Source organism: Marinobacter sp. F4216, from assembly GCF_019931195.1.
Lineage (GTDB): Bacteria > Pseudomonadota > Gammaproteobacteria > Pseudomonadales > Oleiphilaceae > Marinobacter > Marinobacter suaedae.
Genome location: NZ_JAIOUO010000006.1, coordinates 129,036 through 148,134 on the forward strand (window position 1 = coordinate 129,036; position 19,099 = coordinate 148,134).

Annotated in this window: 14 protein-coding genes; 10 read left to right on the plus strand and 4 right to left on the minus strand. The window is 58.8% G+C overall.

All coding sequences use genetic code 11. The annotated features are described in order from the left end of the window. Positions 1–23 precede the first annotated feature (23 nt). The 7 genes from K8I84_RS12640 to K8I84_RS12670 all read left to right on the plus strand — a co-directional run bounded on the left by K8I84_RS12640 (position 24) and on the right by K8I84_RS12670 (position 10,288). Positions 24–1,436, plus strand: coding sequence for a sigma-54 interaction domain-containing protein (locus K8I84_RS12640; RefSeq protein WP_223795134.1), 1,413 nt, complete (start codon positions 24–26; stop codon positions 1,434–1,436). Positions 1,437–1,768: 332 nt separating this feature from the next. Beyond that, positions 1,769–2,821, plus strand: a complete 1,053-nt coding sequence (locus tag K8I84_RS12645) for a TRAP transporter substrate-binding protein (protein WP_223795135.1) — start codon at positions 1,769–1,771, stop codon at positions 2,819–2,821. Positions 2,822–2,937: 116 nt separating this feature from the next. After that, the gene (locus K8I84_RS12650) at positions 2,938–3,576 is read left to right on the plus strand and encodes a TRAP transporter small permease subunit (RefSeq protein WP_223795136.1); all 639 of its coding nucleotides are present in this window, start codon (positions 2,938–2,940) and stop codon (positions 3,574–3,576) included. Further along, positions 3,576–4,940 carry a TRAP transporter large permease subunit gene (locus K8I84_RS12655; protein WP_223795137.1) on the plus strand — a complete coding sequence of 455 codons (1,365 nt, stop codon included), beginning with the start codon at positions 3,576–3,578 and terminating at the stop codon, positions 4,938–4,940. The genes K8I84_RS12650 and K8I84_RS12655 overlap by 1 nt, the downstream gene beginning before the upstream one ends. Before the next feature lie 13 nt (positions 4,941–4,953). Beyond that, positions 4,954–5,733: a 3-hydroxybutyrate dehydrogenase gene (locus K8I84_RS12660; protein WP_223795138.1), complete on the plus strand. Its 780-nt coding sequence runs from the start codon at positions 4,954–4,956 to the stop codon at positions 5,731–5,733. Between the two features lie 16 nt (positions 5,734–5,749). Continuing rightward, positions 5,750–7,738 (plus strand): acetoacetate--CoA ligase, encoded by a 1,989-nt coding sequence (locus K8I84_RS12665; RefSeq protein WP_223795139.1) that lies wholly within the window; start codon positions 5,750–5,752, stop codon positions 7,736–7,738. A gap of 306 nt (positions 7,739–8,044) precedes the next feature. Next, entirely contained in the window at positions 8,045–10,288 is a 2,244-nt protein-coding gene (locus K8I84_RS12670) for an NADP-dependent isocitrate dehydrogenase (protein ID WP_223795140.1), read from the plus strand. 104 nt (positions 10,289–10,392) lie between these two features. On the opposite strand, the gene K8I84_RS12675 is transcribed toward K8I84_RS12670, so the two are convergent. Both K8I84_RS12675 and ybaK read right to left on the minus strand, forming a co-directional pair. Then, on the minus strand, positions 10,393–11,556 hold the full coding sequence (locus K8I84_RS12675) for a cation:proton antiporter (RefSeq protein WP_223795141.1): 1,164 nt from the start codon (positions 11,554–11,556) through the stop codon (positions 10,393–10,395). A gap of 3 nt (positions 11,557–11,559) precedes the next feature. Further along, a complete protein-coding gene (gene ybaK, locus K8I84_RS12680) occupies positions 11,560–12,030 on the minus strand; it encodes a Cys-tRNA(Pro) deacylase (RefSeq protein WP_223795142.1) in 471 nt (156 codons plus the stop codon). Between the two features lie 233 nt (positions 12,031–12,263). On the opposite strand from ybaK, the gene K8I84_RS12685 reads away from it, so the two are divergent. Continuing rightward, the gene (locus K8I84_RS12685) at positions 12,264–13,556 is read left to right on the plus strand and encodes a serine hydrolase domain-containing protein (RefSeq protein ID WP_223795143.1); all 1,293 of its coding nucleotides are present in this window, start codon (positions 12,264–12,266) and stop codon (positions 13,554–13,556) included. Here the strand turns inward: K8I84_RS12685 and K8I84_RS12690 are convergent. Further along, a complete protein-coding gene (locus tag K8I84_RS12690) occupies positions 13,553–13,897 on the minus strand; it encodes a hypothetical protein (RefSeq protein ID WP_223795144.1) in 345 nt (114 codons plus the stop codon). The two genes, K8I84_RS12685 and K8I84_RS12690, sit on opposite strands and share 4 nt — an antisense overlap. Positions 13,898–14,092: 195 nt before the next feature. Here K8I84_RS12690 and K8I84_RS12695 point away from each other — a divergent pair, with 195 nt between their 5' ends. Beyond that, on the plus strand, positions 14,093–14,344 hold the full coding sequence (locus K8I84_RS12695; RefSeq protein ID WP_223795145.1) for a hypothetical protein: 252 nt from the start codon (positions 14,093–14,095) through the stop codon (positions 14,342–14,344). Between the two features lie 16 nt (positions 14,345–14,360). Here K8I84_RS12695 and K8I84_RS12700 read toward each other — a convergent pair whose 3' ends face one another. Further along, complete coding sequence (locus K8I84_RS12700) at positions 14,361–15,431, minus strand: hypothetical protein (RefSeq protein WP_223795146.1); 1,071 nt, start codon at positions 15,429–15,431, stop codon at positions 14,361–14,363. Positions 15,432–15,509: 78 nt separating this feature from the next. Between K8I84_RS12700 and K8I84_RS12705 the strand changes: the two genes are divergently transcribed. Continuing rightward, entirely contained in the window at positions 15,510–19,097 is a 3,588-nt protein-coding gene (locus tag K8I84_RS12705) for a response regulator (protein WP_223795147.1), read from the plus strand. The last annotated feature ends 2 nt before the right edge of the window (positions 19,098–19,099 follow it).

Sequence of the window (19,099 nt, forward strand, 5' to 3'; positions counted from 1 at the left end):
AAGCAGTTGCTGGTACGGGATACATGACAAAGCTGTTCAATGACAAAAACAAAAGCGGGCTGACCCGAGATCTTATCGAAGCATTGTTTCCCATGTTCGAGGAAGCCAGTGCCGGCGCTATTGCCGTTGACCAGGACGGTTGCATCACCTGGATCAATCACAGCTACGGCCGTTTGCTGGGGCTGACCGATCTTGAAGGTGCCCTGGGTAAACCGGTCCGTCAGGTTATACCACATACCCGAATGCCCGAAGTGGTCAGCAGCGGCAAGCCGTTGTTGCTGGACATCATGGAGCATGACCATCAGCAGCTGGTGGTCACGCGGGTTCCCTTCTTTGATGATACAGGCACGGTACAGGGTGCGGTCGCCTTTGTTCTCTACGACGATCTTCAACCGCTAACGCCGCTGGTGGCCAAGTACCGCCGTCTGCATCAGGACCTGGCAGCAGCACGCAAGGCGCTGGCCAAGAAAGCCCGGGGCACTCGTTACAGCCTGGGGGATTTCGTCGGCGCCAGCCCTCCCGCGCTGGAGGTCAAGCGTAGGGCCCGACTGGCAGCCGGGCGTGATATGCCTGTGTTGTTGCTGGGCGAAACCGGCACCGGGAAGGAAGTACTGGCCCAGGCGATTCATTCGGTTTCCGCGAGGGCCGACAAGCCTTTTGTCGGTGTCAACGTCGCCGCCATCCCGGACAACCTGCTGGAAGCAGAGTTCTTCGGGGTTGCCCCGGGCGCCTATACCGGCGCGGATCGGCGTAACCGGGAGGGGAAGTTCCAGCTGGCCAACGGCGGTACCCTGTTCCTGGACGAGGTGGGCGATATGCCGCTGCCCCTTCAGGCCAAACTTTTGCGCGCCCTGCAGGAGGGGGAAGTCGAGCCTCTCGGTTCCAACAAGGTGGATCAGGTGGATGTCCGGGTAATCGCGGCGACCAGTCGCAATCTGGAGGCGATGATTGAAGACGGAGGTTTCCGGTCTGATCTGTACTACCGCCTGAACGTGCTGGAAATACCGATACCACCCCTGCGGGAGCGTCTGGCAGACCTCGGCGTACTGTGTGAGGCCATTCTGGGTGAAATCTGTGAAAATCTCGGCATGCATGCCGAGATTACCGATGCCGGGGTGTCGGCCCTGGGCAGTTACGATTGGCCGGGCAATATCCGGGAGCTGCGGAATGTGCTGGAGCGAGCCCTGACCATGAGTGAGGAAGGGGGGCTGCTGGATGCTGATGCCGTGTTCAAGGTATTGCCCAAGGGGCGAAGACGATCCCATTCTTCTCTCGCCCCGCAGCCCATACGGCCTCTGGCCAGGACCCTCGCGGACGCCGAGGCCCAGGCCATAGAGGAGGCCCTCGTGGCCAGCCGGGGCAATCGCACCCGCGCAGCGAAGCTGCTGGGCATTTCCCGATCCGTTCTTTACGAGAAACTGGCAAAGATGTCCTGATTTGTGGACAGATGTCCTGGAATTCGGACAGCTTAATTAGACGGATGTCTTAAGCTGTCCGGAGAACCAGACAATTTAGCCTCGGTAAGCCGGCCCGGAAAAACAATAAGCTTTTGAAACCTATAATAAAAACGTTATTGGCATAGTGTCTGCTTTTATCACTCTGCAGGACGTCAGAATAACGCAGACAATAAGACTGACGCCTTTCAGTTGGACCCCCCTCCCTTTGGATAAGTCCGTCTTCATTGTCTGCGTTACCTGACTATACTCAGACTCGGTTCGCCGGTTTGTACGGCGTACCAGACACAATAACAATGTTAGGAGACTTGCCAATGAAACTTCTGAAGGCCCTCACCGGTGTGGCCGGTGCGATCGCCCTGACCACGGGTTCCGCCTTCGCAGATGATCTGCGTTGGAAAATGCCTGTCGCTTTCGCCACCAATCTGCCAGGCCTGGGTTCCCCTGCCGCATGGGTTGCGGACAACCTGACGACGGCTTCTGATGGCAGCATCCAGGTCCGGGTCTACGAGCCGGGTAAGCTGGTTCCTCCCTTCGACATCCTGCAGTCCGTGTCCGACGGCAAGGTATCTGCCGGCTACACCTGGATCGGTTACGACCAGGGCAAAGTACCTGCGGTACCCCTGTTCGCCGCAGTTCCCTTCGGTATGAAGCCCTGGGCTTACATCGGTTGGTACTACTACGGTGGCGGTCACGAGATGCTGCAGGAAGTCTATGCCAACAAGGGCTTCAAGGTGCACGCCCAGCTGTGCGGCATCATCGGGCCTGAAACCGCTGGCTGGTATGCCAACAAGATCGAAAGCCTGGACGACTACGACGGCATGAAGATCCGCTTCGCCGGCCTGGGCGGCAAGGTTCTGGAGAAGCTGGGTGCGTCGGTCACCATGATGCCGGGTGGCGAGCTGTACCAGGCGCTGGAGAAAGGCACCATCGATGCGACCGAATTCTCCATGCCGGCTATCGACCAGATTCTGGGCTTCGACCAGGTGGTCAAATACAACCTGTTCCCGGGCTGGCACCAGCAGTTCACCGCTCAGTACATGCTGATCAACAAGGCCGAGTGGGACCGTGCGACCGAGGCCCAGAAAGCCCTGGTTGATGCATCCTGCACCGCCGCCACTACCCGTGGCCTGGCCGAAGGTGAATACAAGAACGGCGCTGTTCTGGCTGGTTTCCAGGACAAGGGCGTTCAGGCTGATCAAATCCCCCGCGAAGTTCTGGAAGAGCTGAAGGCAGTGACCGAGGAGGTTCTGGCAGAAGAAGCCTCCAAGGATGAGGACTTCAAGCGTGTGTACGAGAGCCAACAAGCGTTCATGGAATCCTACAAAGTGTGGGACGAACGCGCCTACCTGCCGGCCGACCTGTAAGACCGGCCTGAGCGTTGAAAGAGCGCCGGCTACCACGCCGGTGCTCTTTTCCGGTGGATGGCCTTCCTGGCCATTCATTGTTCAACATTATTGCCTTCCAAGTGAGGTGATCATCTATGACGGTGTCTGATCAGGGCCCGCAGCCTAACCGGCGTGTGTCCGTAAGTGGTGCAGACGAGCTGATTCACCACCACACTGAATTGCCCACCACCCGCATCAGTCAGTGGCTCGATTCTGTTCTGACGGCCATTGGCAAAACCGCCTCCTGGCTTTGGCTGGTAGTGACGGGCGTCATTATCTGGGCGGTGGTTGGCCGCTATGTGTTTGGCCAGGGATCGGTCCTTCTGGAAGAGGTCCAGTGGCACCTGGCGGGCGCAGGCTGGCTTCTTGGCCTGGCCTACACCCTGGTGGTCGACGACCACGTCCGCGTCGACGTGATTCACGAGCGCCTGTCCCTTCGGACCCAGGGCTGGATCGAATTCTTCGGTTTGTTGATTCTGCTGCTGCCGTTTCTCGGGTTAGCGGTGTACGAGATGGTGCCCTACGCCATTCGCTCATGGGAGCTTGGCGAAACCAGTCAGGCGCCCGCAGGCCTTTCCAATCGCTGGGTGCTCAAGGCCATCCTGGCCCTGTCTTTTGCGCTGATTATGATTGCGGCCCTGTCACGCCTGTTCAAGGTAACCGCTCTGTTGTTTGGCTTCCCCCGCCCGATCCGGGTTGAGTCCGGGAATGACAAGAAAGAGGACGCGAACTGATGGAGCTCGAAACGCTTTTTGTAATCGGCATGTTCCTGACCTTCGGGGTCCTGCTGATGACCGGGTACCCGGTTGCCTGGGTATTGGGTGGAACCGCTGTTATCTGGACCGTCGTCGGGGTCGTGGCGGTGGAAAACTTTGGTGCCAATTTATGGTTTGATTACCCCTCATCCATGGGGTTGGTGCCCGAACGGATATGGGACATCGTCAAAAGCGAGACGCTCGTGGCGCTGCCCATGTTTATCTTCATGGGCATCATGCTGGACCAGTCTGGCGTGGCCGAACGCCTGATGAACAGCATGGTGAAGCTGTTTGGTAATGTGCGTGGCGGGTTTGCCGTCACGGTCATCGTGATTGGCGTGCTGCTGGCCGCCACTACCGGCATCATCGGTGCGTCCGTGGTACTGCTCGGTATGCTGTCGCTGCCAGTGATGATGGAAAACAAGTACGACAAGGGCTTTGCGGTCGGTACGGCGTGCGCTACCGGCACGCTGGGTATCCTGATTCCGCCCTCCATCATGCTGGTGTTGATGGCCGATCGCCTGGCGGTTCCCGAGGCGTCGGTGGGTGACCTGTTTATGGGGGCCTTCCTGCCGGGCCTGCTGCTGGGTGCCATGTACGTGGCCTATGCCATGCTGCGACCCTTGTTCCAGCCCAACGTTGCACCGGTTCCCGAAGGCTTGGAGAAGGTCAGCTGGGGCGTGGTCTGGGAAGTGGCCAAGGCAGTACTGCCGACAGCGGCGCTGATTCTGGGGGTGCTAGGTTCCATCTTCGCCGGCATTGCCACGCCCACCGAGGCATCTGGTGTCGGTGCCCTGGGTGCGCTGCTGCTGGCCCTGATGGCGGGACGTCTGAATCTGAAGGTGCTGAATTCCTCTATGCAGCAGACCACCCGCACAGCGGCGTTTATCTTCGCCATCTTTCTGGGCGCCACCGCGTTTTCGGTGGTCCTGCGGGGGCTGGGCGGTGACGCGGTTATCGAAGATGCCCTGCTGAGTCTGCCCTTCGGGCCTTACGGCATTGTCCTGACCATCCTGTTTGCCGTTTTCCTGCTGGGCTTCTTCCTGGACTGGGTGGAAATAACCCTGATTATCCTGCCACTGGTGGCGCCGGTGGTGCAGCAACTGGGTTTCGACCTGGTGTGGTTCACCATCCTGTTTGCCATGTGTCTGCAGACGTCCTTCCTGACCCCGCCGGTCGGCTTCGCCCTGTTCTACATCAAGGGTGTGGCGCCGCCGGAGATCAAGGTGACCGACATTTATCGCGGCGTGGTGCCGTTCATCATCATTCAGCTGGTAGCCCTGGCCATCGTGTTCCTGGTTCCGGAAATTGCGACCTGGCTGCCCAGCGTGGCTTATGACTGAGGAGACCTGAAGCATGCGTCTTGAAAACCGGATTGCACTGATTACCGGTGCCGGACGAGGCATCGGCCGGGCCATCGCGGAACAATACGGCCGGGAGGGTGCCAAAGTCGCGGTGGCCGACCTGACCCTCGAGGGAGCGAAGGAAGCGGCTGAAGCCATTGAAAAAGCGGGCGGCACCGCCATGGCGCTGGCGATGGACGTCACCAATGAACAGGCCGTCGATGAGGGCGTCGCTGCCATTGTCGAACGCTGGGGTGGGCTGGATATCGCCCTCGCCAACGCAGGTATCCAGCACATCGATGCGGTACACAAGCTGGCCTTCGCCGACTGGAGCAAGGTGATGAGCGTGCACCTTGACGGGGCCTTCCTGGTGACCCGCGCGGCTCTCAAGCAGATGTACGAAAGTGGCGGTGGCACCATGTTGTACATGGGGTCCGTGCACTCCCTCGAAGCATCACCGCTGAAGGCGCCCTATGTGGCCGCCAAGCACGGCATGCTGGGCTTGTGCCGGGCGGTAGCCAAAGAGGGCGCCGAGCATGGCGTTCGCAGTAACATCATCTGCCCGGGCTTTGTTCGCACCCCGCTGGTGGACAAGCAGATTCCGGAGCAGGCCAAAGAACTGGGCATCTCCGAGCAGGATGTGATCAGCAAGGTGATGCTGAAAAACACCGTCGACGGTGAGTTCACCACCCTTGAGGATGTGGCGGAAGTCGCGGTCCATCTGGCGGCCTTCCCGTCTGCCGCCTTGACCGGTCAGTCTATCGTGGTCAGCCACGGCTGGCACATGCAGTAATTGTCAGGAGCGTCAGATGAGTAACACAGAACAGTCACCGGTGGTCTGGTCTCCGTCGGAAGACACCCTTCGGAACTCCCGCATGGGCCAGTTCAAAATCTGGCTGGAAGCGCAGGGCTATGGCCCGTTTGAGGACTATCACGCGCTGCATCAGTGGTCGATTGATCAGCTGGACACCTTCTGGGCCAAGGTCTGGGACTATTGCGGCCTGGTCTGCGATACCCCGGCCCAACAGGTGCTGGGCAGCCGGGACATGCCGGGAGCCGAATGGTTCCCGGACATGACACTGAACTTCGCGGCCAATTTGCTGCGACTGGCTGACGGTGAACACGCCGATCGGGAAGCCATTGTCGCCTACTGTGAAACCCGGCCCGTGCTGCGCCGGACTTACGGCGAACTGAAAGCGGACGTTGGCGCGTTCGAAGCCTTCCTCAGAAGCAAGGGCATCGTGGCGGGAGATCGGGTGGCCGGTGTGGTTACCAACGGCTATGAAGCCATGGTTGGCATGCTGGCGGCCACCAGCCTGGGGGCCATCTGGAGCTCGGCTTCGCCCGATTTCGGTTCCGGGGCGATCCTCGACCGCTTTGGCCAGATCGAGCCTTCGGCGCTCATTGCGGTGAATGGCTATGGCTACGGCGGCAAGGTGTTTGCGCGCCAGGAAGAGTTTGCCGGGCTGGTCGCCGGACTGCCGTCCCTGAAATGCGTTATCAGTGTGCAGCAGTTACCGGGTGAGGCGCCCATCGCCGGTGATCTGGTGAACACCTGGGAAGAGGCCATTGCCTTCGGCGCTGGCCAGGCGCCCAGCTTTACGCCACAGAAACCGGATCACCCGGTTTACATCCTGTACTCCTCGGGTACTACCGGTAAGCCCAAGTGCATCGTGCACGGTAACGCCGGCCTGCTGGTCAATCACGCGAAAGAGCTGATGCTGCACGGCGATGTGGGGCCGGAAGACCGCTTCCTGTACTTCACTACCTGCGGCTGGATGATGTGGAACTGGCAAGCGTCTGCGCTGATGACCGGCGCTGCGGTTATCACTGTGGATGGTTCGCCCGGTTACCCGACCCTGAACAGCCTGTGGGAAACCGTGGCCACTGAAAAGGTCACCCATTACGGTACCAGCGCTCGCTTTATTGCCGGCTGTCGTAAGGCGGAACTGAAGCCGGCCAAAGATCTGGATCTGAGTGCCCTGCGGGTGCTCTTCTCCACCGGGTCACCGCTGCTGCCCGAGGACTACGACTGGGTCTACGAAGACGGCGCACCGGGCGTTCTGCTTGGCTCCATCGCCGGTGGCACCGATATCTGTGGTTGCTTTGTCGGGGCTACCCCGCTGCTCCCGGTGCGCCGGGGTGAAATCCAGTGCCGCTTCCTCGGTGTCGACGCCGTGGCTTACGGGGATGACGGGCGGCCGGTCAGCGAAGGCCGGGGTGAGCTGGTGTGCCGGCAGCCCTTGCCGTCCATGCCGGTGTCGTTTTGGGATGATGCGGACGGTGCCCGTTATCGCTCCGCCTATTTCGAAACCTTCCCCGGCGTTTGGGCCCACGGCGATTTCATTGAGTTCACCGAGCACGGTGGCGCCATTATCTATGGCCGTTCCGACGCCACCCTGAACCCGGGTGGTGTGCGCATCGGTACGGCGGAAATCTACCGCCAGGTGGAAACGGTGGCCGAAGTGAAGGACAGCCTGGTAGTAGGACGCCAGATCGATGGCGATGTGGAAGTGGTTCTTCTGGTGGTACCGGCCCAGGGCCAGGCCTTAACGGAGGGCCTTGAGAAAACTCTGAAAACCCGCATCCGTGAGGGAGCCAGTCCACGCCACGTGCCCCGACACATCGTCGAGGTGCCGGATATTCCCTACACCCGCAGTGGTAAGAAAGTGGAACTGGCCGTCGCCCGTCTAATCAACGGGTCCGCCAAGGCGGATAACCGCGATGCGCTGGCCAATCCCGAAGCGCTGGACCAGATTCGGGAACGCTTCCGGCAGGCTGAGTTGCTGCCCGCCTGATCCTGCCGGACGGGGCCTCCACGGGCCCCGTCCGTGCTCCGGCGCCTCGTGGTCGGACATCCCTCCCGTTAACCATCGGAATGTATGAAAGTTTCGTAAATTAGCAGTGCATCGGCGTCTGTTTATCGCTTTTTGAGCTTGGATACTCCGTTTTTATACTAAGATCGTAACGCTGATTTCCGAAAAAATGTTATCTTAATAAGCCTATCAATAGTTTCTGATCAGTCATTGCTCGTGTCTCGCGTTCACAAGACGCATGACTGTGCCGTGACCGTCCTGAACCCACCCATTTGCCTGAGGACGAAAATGACATCATCCAAAGCCAAGATCGTCTATACCCTGACTGACGAGGCACCTGCTCTCGCCACCCGGTCACTGCTTCCCATCCTGGAAACCTATGCCAAGCCGGCTGGTATTGAATTTGAAACCAGTGATATCTCCCTTGCGGCGCGTATCCTGGCGAACTTCCCGGACTACCTTGAGGAAGACCAGCGGGTTCCGGATGCCCTGGCTGAATTGGGCGAGTACACCAAGGACCCGGATGCGAACATCATCAAGCTGCCGAACATTTCTGCTTCGATCCCCCAGCTGCGTGCGGCCATCAACGAGCTGAACGAGCAGGGTTACAAGGTTCCGGAATACAAGGAACACCCTGAGACTGAGGAAGAAGAGCAGATCAAGGCCCGTTACGCCAAAGTGCTAGGTAGTGCGGTCAACCCGGTGCTGCGTGAAGGTAACTCCGATCGTCGTGCGCCCACCGCGGTGAAGGCGTTTGCCCGCAAGTACCCCCATTCCATGGGTGAGTGGAGCCCAGCTTCCCGCACTCACGTTGCCCACATGCGTGGCGGCGACTTCTACTCCAGCGAGCAGTCCCTGACCCTGGATCGGGCCACCGATGCCAAGATCGTGTTTGAAAACACCAAGGGTGAGCAAACCATCATGAAGGACAGCCTGCCGCTGCAGGAAGGCGAAGTCCTCGATGCCATGTTCATGAGCAAGAAAGCCCTGTGCAAATTCTTCGAGGACGTGATCGCCGACTGCGAAAAGACCGGCGTCATGTTCTCCCTGCACGTGAAGGCGACCATGATGAAAATCTCTCACCCGATCGTGTTCGGACACGCGGTGAAGATTTACTACAAGGACCTCTTTGACAAGTACGGTGACCTGTTCGACGAGTTGGGTGTGAACCCGAACAACGGTCTGTCCAGCGTGGTCGAGAAGATCAAGGAGCTGCCGGAATCCAAGCAGGAAGAAATCCAGGAAGAGCTGCACAAGTGCTACGAGCACCGCCCGGAAATCGCCATGGTCGATTCCGTCAAGGGCATCACCAACCTGCACGTACCGAGCGACGTGATTGTTGATGCCTCCATGCCTGCGATGATCCGTAATTCCGGCAAGATGTGGGCCCGTGATGGCAAGCTGAAGGACACCAAGGCGGTTATGCCGGAGTCCACCTACGCCACCATCTACCAGGAAGTGATCAACTTCTGTAAGACCCATGGTGCGTTTGATCCCACCACGATGGGTACGGTACCGAACGTTGGTCTGATGGCGCAGAAGGCTGAAGAGTACGGTTCCCACGACAAGACCTTCGAAATGCAGGAAGACGGCATCATGCGCATCGTTGATGCCGACGGCCGCGTTCTGACCGAGCACAAGGTTGAAGAAGGTGACATCTGGCGTGCCTGTCAGACCAAGGATCTGCCGATCCGTGACTGGGTGAAGCTGGCGGTGAACCGTGGTCGCTCCTCCGGTATGCCGGTTCTGTTCTGGCTGGACGACGAGCGTCCCCACGATGCCCAGCTGATCCAGAAGGTCGAGAAGTACCTGGCCGAGATGGACACCGAAGGTGTGGAAATCCTGATCAAGAGCCCGGTTCGCGCCATCCGCTGGACCATGGAGCGCCTGATCCGTGGCCTGGATACCATTTCGGTCACCGGTAACGTACTGCGCGACTACCTCACCGACCTGTTCCCGATCCTGGAGCTCGGCACCAGCGCCAAGATGCTGTCCATTGTTCCGCTGCTGAACGGTGGTGGCCTGTACGAAACCGGCGCTGGCGGTTCCGCGCCCAAGCACGTACAGCAGCTGATTCAGGAAAATCACCTGCGCTGGGATTCCCTCGGGGAGTTCCTGGCCATTGCCGTGTCACTGGATGAGCTGGGTGAAAAGCAGTCCAACGACCGCGCCCGTCTGCTGGGTCAGACCCTGGACAAGGCCACTGAGCGCCTGCTGGAAAACAACCAGTCGCCGTCTCGCGTAACCGGTGAGCTGGACAACCGTGGCAGCCACTTCCACCTGGCCCGTTACTGGGCTGAGGAACTGAGCAAGCAGGACGACGATCCGCAGCTGAAGGAATTCTTCAGCAAGCTGTCCGCGCAGCTCGAAGAGAACAAGGACAAGATCCTTGAGGAAATGACCGTGATCCAGGGCCATCCGGCCGATATCGGTGGTTACTACCACGCACCGAAGGACATGGTCTGCGAGGTGATGCAGCCGAGCGAAACCCTGAACAAGATCCTGTCCGACGCCCGCGCGTCGGTGAGCTGATCTCCGGTCCTGCGGTAAGCAGGATGGTCAGGAACAAGGAAAACCGGGGAGTCCGCAGGGGCTCTCCGGTTTTTTTATGGGGTTTTGGGCTTGTGGCCCCGGTGCTAGCGAATTTCGCCTGCCTGCTTGAGCTGGTGCATGGTGACCGGCGGGCCAATGAGTTCGAACAACACGGTGGAAGCAATAACCAGGGGGACCAAGTAGGTGAGTTCAGGAATGCGATCTGAGGCGACCAGTGCCAGCCCCATGGCCACCCCCGCCTGGGGCAGCAGGCACGCGCCGGAATGAAAGCGGACCCTCGGGTCTGAGCCGGCCAGCACCCCACCCGCAAAGCCACCCGCCACGCGTCCGATGATTCGCACGATGATATACGCCATGCCAATGCCGCCCACGGTTGGCAGCACAGACCAATCAAGCCGGAAGCCGGCAAGAAAGAAAAACATGGCAAGGAAGGGCTCGATGATGCCCTCGATCGAGCGAAACGGGCGTACATGGTGGCTGGCCACGTTCGCGACTGTGACCCCCAGTGTCATGCAGGTCAGCAGGTAGGACACTTCCAGGGCACCGGCCAGGCCGGCGGCAAGGAATACGAACCCCGCGGATTCCAGCAACATGGGCTCGCCGGGTTTGAGTCGGCCGGTCAACCAACCCATGGGCAGACCTAGAATGGCACCCAGAAGAATCGCGCCCGCCACTTCGTACAGTCCGTGCAGCGCCGTTCCGGTCACGTCTGCGCCGTTGCCGGAAACCAGCATGGCGAACACCAGCAGTACGCTGAACAGCAGTGCCCCCCAGGCATCATCAATGGCCACCACCTGGGTGACCAGGCGAGTGAGCGGCCCCCTGGCCCGGGTTTGTCGAACCACATCCAGGGTTGCTGCGGGATCGGTGGCGGTGGCAATGGCGGCCAGGATCAGTGCGGCCAGAAGCTCTCCGGTGACGGCCCAGATCGCGACAAAGATCAGCCCCGCGGTGACCAGCGTGACCGCGAGGCTGACAATAATGGCTTCCCGGCCCTGTTTCAGATCCCGGACCGACATCCGTTCGCCGAGCAGGAAGCCCACCATGGCCAGGGTTAGTTCGGTCACCAGAGGGAAGTTGTCGCTGATCGACGCTGGCACCAGATCCAGCACTTCCGGGCCGGCCAGCGTACCGACCAGGATCAGCAGCGTGACCCGGGGAACATGGAGTCGCTGGCCCAGGGTGTGGGCGCCCAGCGCCAGCAACATGATGCCCCCAATCAGGAGCAGGTCCTGGGTGTGTTCCACGGTTTACTCCTGCTGCAACGGGACGAAGGCAGCGTTCAGGAGTGCGCTCAGATCCTGTGGTGACAATTCAATTTCCAGTCCCCGGCGCCCTGCGCTGACAAAGATGGTCTCGAAGCTTTCGGCCGACTGATCGATAAACGTTTTCAGGGGGCGTTTCTGGCCGAGAGGGCTTACCCCACCGAGTATATAGCCGGTGCTTCGTTCTACCGCCTTTGGATCCGCCATGGTGGCTTTTTTTCCCGACGTCGCCTTCGCTATCCGTTTCAAGCTGAGTTGGGTCTGTACAGGCACGATGCCAACGGTCATGGACTTTCCGTCAACCAGGACCACCAGGGTTTTGAATACCCGGGCAGGCTCCACGTCCATCTTTTGGGCGGCTTCAAGGCCATAACTCTGGCTGTCGGGATCATGTTCGTATTCATGCACCCTGAAGGCCACACCTGCCTTCTTGAGCGCGTTGATGCCGGGGGTCATGGTGAGGTCCTTGTCCTTTTTGTTCTTGAATGCCTAAAACTTAACACAGTCCGCAGCCACAGCAGACCGCTTCGCTTGTCTCTGGTACCGAAAGGTGTGTCTGTTCATAATGGCTACCTATGGTCGTCAGGTGTTGGACTGGCTGACAGCCACAGTACCTGCCTGTGGCCAATGACCCTCCCGGGCTCAGTGACGACACTGGGCCCAACGTATGCTTGAAGAAGGTTTATCGGATGAATCGAATTGCTCGCCATGTCCTGCACAGCAGCCGGATACCCAAGGACCTGTCCTCCGTCACCGTTCGTGATGTGGCGGGTGAAAAGCCGGAAGCCGTAGGTGTCAGCAGTGAAACGGCGGAAGCAATCTGGCACAGCGTGGAATGCCTCTACCGCACCGGCGTCCATCCCGGCATGCAGCTGTCCCTGCGCCACAAAGGCGAGCAAATCCTTCATCGGGCCATCGGGCACGCCCATGGCAATGGCCCCCATGACCCGGCCAACGGACCCACGGTACCGATGACTACCGAGACACCGGTCTGCTTCTTTTCTGCCTCCAAGGCGGTGACGGCTCTACTGATGCACATATTGGCCGAACAGGGTCTGGTGAACCTGACGGACCCGGTGTCTTACTACTGCCCGGAGTTCGCCCAGAACGGCAAGCGCACCATTACCCTGCATCAGGTGTTATCCCATCGCGGCGGTATTCCCGCCCTGCGCACGGATACCCCCATTGACGTGTTGTGGGATCGCGATGAAGTCTGGCGCCTGCTGTGCGAAGCCCGGCCGGTGGAAGTGGACGGTGCCAAGGTGGCCTACCACGCCATCACGGGCGGGTTCGTGCTGCAACGAGTGCTGGAGAAAGTTACTGGCCAGAGCATTGAGCACTTCCTGGATGTCCACCTGCGCCAGCCGATGGGTATGAGATGGTTTACCTACGGCATTGAACCTGAGCACCTGAACGATCTGGCTTCCAACTACGCCACCGGGCCGACGCCGCGATTTCCGGTGTCCTGGGTCATTCGGCGCGCACTGGGCGCGGATATCAATACGGTGGAGAGGGTGTCCAATGATCCCCGTTTTCAGGAGGCGGTGATTCCGGCTGGCAATCTGTGTGGTACTGCCGAGGAGATGGGGCGTTTCTTCCAGATGATGCTCAACGGCGGGGTTTGGAACGGTAAACGAATCTGCAGTGAAGCCACCGTACATCGGGCCGTTCAGCAATATGGGTCGCTGCAGATCGACCGGACCATGATGATCCCGATGAGATTCAGCGCGGGCCTGATGCTCGGGGGTAATCCGGTGGGGTTGTGGGGGCCCCAGAGCCGCTATGCCTTTGGCCATATCGGGCTGATCAACAAACTCTGCTGGGCCGATCCGGCGCGGGATATATCCGTGTCCCTGGTGAATACCGGCATATCCATTGTGGGTCACCACCTGCCGGCACTGGCCAGGTTTGTTTACACTGTTTGCAATCAGTTTCCCATTATTCCAGAGGCGCAGCGGCCGCTTGCCATGACGGCCAGTTAAACCGATCTCAGCTGTGCCTCGAGTATGCCCAGCACTGACGACGCCACATCCCGGAAGTCCGTCAGTGTCTGGGTCCTCTGAATCACGTCCTCACGGTTTTCATCCAGGTATTCCAGTTTCGGAACCACCCGTCGGATTCCTTCGGTGATCATCTCGTAGGGGTAGTGATGATCCTGAACACTGAGCTTGTTCATTTCCGCCACTTCCTGATGAAAGATGCTGATGATGTCATACACCATGTCTTTGTGGCGGATGCTGCCAGCTTCCCAGTAGGCATCGTCCAGCAGTTCAAGCAGGGAGAGGTATTCGCGCAGGGTGTGGGCAACAGACGTCTGGGTCATGGTGGTTCCGGGCCGCCGATAAGTGTTTGTTAATTGGAACTATAGCAGTGAATCTGGCGTTAAATGAACAATGACCTGTGACACGCCTCTCGATAAAAATGAAACTCCATTCATTTTTATTGCGCTTTGTCCGTCAGGTGTGCAGAATTCGACCATGGTCAATGGACAACCACGACTCATTGGATGAGAGGCCATATGGACAAGCCTGTTGAGAACTGCAGTGCCTATTCGGAACGCCCGGTGATGCTGGACCACCACGACAGTGTTCGGGACCACGTTCAACAGAAGGTCTGCTCCGAAGTCGAGCACCTGGAGCGTCGCATCGAGACGCTTCGTCTGAACCGGGCGCCCCACGCCGAGATCATGATTTCCGCCTTCCAGCGGATGATTAATCGTAAGAAAGGGTTTCTGGAAACCGCGTTACTGACAGATCGGCCCCTGTGGTGATCGGCCCGTTCGTGGGTCAGGATCGCAAGCCTGTGGGCGCCGATGAGTACTTGAAGGTCGGTGATTCCAGATTGGTGCAATAATCCGGATTGATTATTGTCTCATCAGGACTTTCCGGATTGGCGAGCCTGGGTGCCTCCCCGCTCGAAGTATAGATTCTTACCTCGGGCACTGAGTAGTCCATTTCGAACTTCAGGCAGGAGATGTCCTCAGGCTGGCCGGCAAAGCTGAATTTGGCGCCCTCTTTGGTTCCGCTGGGCTTGTCAGGATCCTCTGGAAATTCACTGGTTCCAATCCGGGTGCCGTCAATGATGACGGTGTCGGCTTGTAAGCCGGTGTAGGTTCGTGAAAAGCTCATTTCCCGCTCGCCCTCAATCACCACCGTACCTTCAGTGACAATCCGGGCTTCATCATTGTAGCCGGCGGTTGCAAAATCCCTGCCCAGGAACTCCGTGCCCAGCGCTGCACTCGGGCGGGTGCTGTTTTCCGGAAAGGTTCCAGCAGCGACCCAGACCAGAGTTCGAATGACGTTGCCGGTGGTGTCGGGAGTGTGAACCCACTTGACCGTAGGGTATACCCAGAAATAGTCAGTCAGTTCCGCCCCTGCCTCTGCCTCTGCAGCGCCCTGATCCGTGAACTGAACTGAGACGCCGTTGGTGGTGGTGTCGTAGATTCCGACCTCTTTGGCGTCAATCTTTTCACTGATGTACTGCCTGGCCTCAGTAAAGCTTGTAACCTCGTCTTCACCGATAACTCTGCGCATCAGATCCAGGGGATTCCTGACCGTTGTGATGGTCGACTTATCTTCCGACAGCCCAAGGTTCAGAAAAACGGACAGTTCCTCACGGATGTTTTCGGCCACCCGTTGAGCATCCGAGAAATCTGGATCGGCCGGGTCGGCTTCGACGGCTTGATAAAGGTCGTTGAAAAGGGTGGTGTCCATCGCCTCTGTCAGGGTGAACGAGGAAAAACCGAGACTGACATTGATGGCTGGATTGAAGGATGAAGATCCGGACGATTCGAGTCCGCAGCCCGCAAGGCTGAGTGTTCCGGCGGCAACCGCCACGAAAATGCAGGAATGTCTCATTTCGAAAAGCCTTGAGGTGCGCTACCAGGGTTTTAGGACTAAAGTACTAATTTAGTGGGATGTTGTTCCCAGGATCGAATGCTGACAATAAATCATAAAACAGGCATCTGCCCTCGCGGAGATCACATTTTGCGGCACCGGTGTTCGCCAGCACTCACAGCAGTTATCCGCACGCTACTGCTTTTGTTTTTCCTGTCGGCCTTGCTGTCCCCAGTGCAGGCAAGCCAGACTCCTTGCCGTGATGGAATGCTGATTCTCGGCAGCGGAACCAGCAGCGTCCAGGACCTCGGTGGTTGTCTCTGGTACCTGGAAGATCCGGACCAGAGCATGGCCTTCTTTGATATCAAGGATCGCGGGCTCCGGGCTTTTAACCTGCACGATGGCGGCACGCTGAATTTCGGCTATACCGATTCCGCTTACTGGGTTCGGCTGGACATGCGGCCAGTGGGCACCGCCGCAGGGACCAACTGGATTCTGGAGCTGGCGTTGCCGCTGGTGGACGATGTCCGCCTGTTTCTGGTGCGGGATGGTGAACTGCTACAGCAGGCCCGGGCCGGATACCGGGATAACTGGTCCGAGCGAGATTTGGCCGTTCCCAACCCGACCTTCCGTCTGGATCTGGATCCGGGGGTGGTCACCTCCGTGTATCTCCGAATCACCAATACCAACACCTTTCGACTTCCGCTGAGTATCTGGCATCCGGACAGCTACATCGAGAAGATCTCCATCGACGAAGCCTTCCGGGGTGTTCTGCTGGGGGCGATTTTCGCCATCCTGGCCTATAACCTGTTTGTTGCCGTGTCGGTCCGTGAGCGCAGTATTATCTACTACGTGCTGTACCTGGTATCGGCCGGTATTTTCATCGTCACCGAACAGGTACACGGAATCCAGTTGCTGGAGAGCCGTCCTGCCCTGTTGAGCAAGGAATACCTGCATTTCCAGATTATTGCGATCTGGCTCTGGGGATTCCTGATGGCGCGTCACCTGCTGGAAACGAAGGAGCGTTCCCCCCATCTAGACACGGTTATCAAGGTCAGTTTGTGGGTCGTGGCTGTCACCTTTGTACTGTGTTTCTTCATGCCGTATCAGGTGGCGATGGAATGGAGTGTGATCGGCTCCATCCTGATCAGCCTCAACCTGATCGTGGTGAGTTACGTTTCCTGGCGCTATTACAATCCGGCGGCGAAATCCTACTTCTTCGCCTGGACCATGGCGCTGATTGGCTTCGGTGTTTATGCGCTGACGGTGATGGGGGTTTTGCCCCTGAACCCGCTTACCAACTATTCCCTGCAGATTGGCGTGGTTGCCCAGGTAATCCTGTTTTCTTTTGCCCTCGCCGACCAGATCAAGCAGGTCCAGGGCGAAGCCCTGGACTGGAGTCGCCGGGCGCTCTCTAACCTCAAGCGCTACCAGTCGCTGTTTGATAACGCCATTGAGGGCGTGTTCCAGATGTCCCCGGACCGTCGCCTGCTGACAGCGAATCCCGCCATGGCCGACTTGATGGGGTATGCCAGCAACGAGGAATTGCTTGAGCGCAATCCGGATGTACTGGAAAGCTGTATTGCCGATGACGAGCTAAGGCGCCGGGTCATTGAACTGCTGGAAAGCACGGGTGCTGCCAAAGGTATTGAGGCCCGGTATCTGAACCGCGATGGCGAGGAGCGATGGGCCAACCTGTCACTGCACACGGTCTACGATTCCGATGGTGAGCCGCTGTATCTGGAAGGCACCTGCATTGACCTGACTGAAACCCACCAGCGCCGGCGGATCGAGCGCGAACGGGAACAGGAGCGGTTGGAGAAGGATCTTGCCCGCAACTCGGCGCAGGCCAAAAGTCAGTTTCTCGCCAACATGAGCCATGAAATCCGCACCCCTCTTGCTGCCATCATCGGTTATGGGGAAACCCTGTTGGATCCCCGGCTGAGTGAATCGGAGAAGAAGACCAGTGCGGAAACCGTGGTAAGCAGCGGTCGACATCTGCTGGATCTGGTGAACGACATTCTTGACCATTCCAAGATCGACGCCAACAAGCTCAGTGTGGATATAGTTTCCGTGCACCTTCCCGAGCTGCTGGACGAAATCCGCGCCTTTTTTGCGCCGCGGGCCAAGGAGAAAGGGCTCGATTTCTCGATTATTTGCGAGTACCCACTGCCCGAGAAAATCCGTACCGACCCCACACGATTGCGCCAGATCATCATTAATCTATGCGGAAATGCGCTGAAATTTACGGAAAAGGGTTCCATCTCCCTGATTGTGCGTTGCGATGCGCCGGGCGAGCGGTTGATCGCTACGATCGTTGATACCGGCATTGGTATGAAGCCGGAGCAGTTCGAGCGATTGTTCGATCCTTTCGCCCAGGGCAGTGCGTCCATCTCCCGTCAGTATGGTGGAACCGGTCTTGGGCTGAGTATTTCCCGTCGTCTGGCGGAACTGCTTGGCGGCACCATCACGGTCAGCAGTACCTACGGTGAGGGCAGTGAGTTTGAGGTGTCGATTCGCACCGGTTCCCTGGCGGATGTGCACTTCCTGCGGGATGCTTCTGAGCTCAGCCAGCGTCGGCGTAATCTGCCGATGGTGATGGCGCCGAAGCTGTCCGGCCGCATCTTGTGCGCTGAAGACAACGAGGTGAATCGGCGCCTTGTGTCGCTGCTGGTGGCCCGAACCGGGGCTGAGCTGGTGCATGTGGGCAATGGCGCGGAAGCGCTGGAACTGGCGTTGCGGCAAGAGTTCGACCTGATTCTGATGGATATACAGATGCCGGTCATGAACGGTCGCGATGCCACAGCCGCGCTGCGGGAAGCGGGTAACAATACCCCGGTCATCGCCCTGACCGCCAACGTGATGGCCGAGGATATCGCGGATTACAAGCTTGCCGGCTGCAACGAGCATCTGGCCAAACCGATCGACAAACAGCGTTTCTACGAGGTGCTGGCGCGTTACCTCCATGTGCATGCTGACACGGTGGAATCACTGGAACCGAAGTTCAAGGGTCAGGTACTGGTGGCTGAGGACAACGAACAGAATCGCCAGTTGATGGAGCGCTTGCTCACACGTCAGGGCCTTGGTGTGACCACTGTGTCGAGTGGAGAGGAAGCCGTGCGTCGTGCCTTGTCCGACTCGGTTCAACTGATTCTGATGGACCGGCACATGCCCGACATGGATGGTGTAGCCGCCACCCGCTTGCTGCGACAGGCGGGCTTCCGCCGGCCGATTGTGGCGTTTACCGCCGGTGACCGGAAGGAAATCGATGCGCTTATCGAAGCCGGGTGTGAGGCGGCGCTGAACAAACCCGTTGAGCAGGGCCATTTGCTGGCTCTGCTGGAGCGCTATTTGCCACCGGCAAAAAGTCAGCACGGGCGGGTGTCGGAAGATCAAGACATCAAGCACCTGGTCCGAAAGTTCCGGCGGAGCCTGGCGGGGCATCGGGATCAGATGGAGCAGACCTTTGCCACCGGAGATGCTCTGGCTCTTCGGTCCCAGGTCCATCAGATCAAGGGCACTGCCGGTGCCATGGGATATCCCCGGATGACCCGCCAGGCCGGCATGATCGAGGGCCTGCTGAAGGCTGAGTCTCCGGACTGGCAGCGCGTCCGAACAGAGCTGGATAGCCTGGTGGAGTTGATTGATCAGGCCCGTGCGGCGTCTGAATCCTCCATTAGGGATTAACC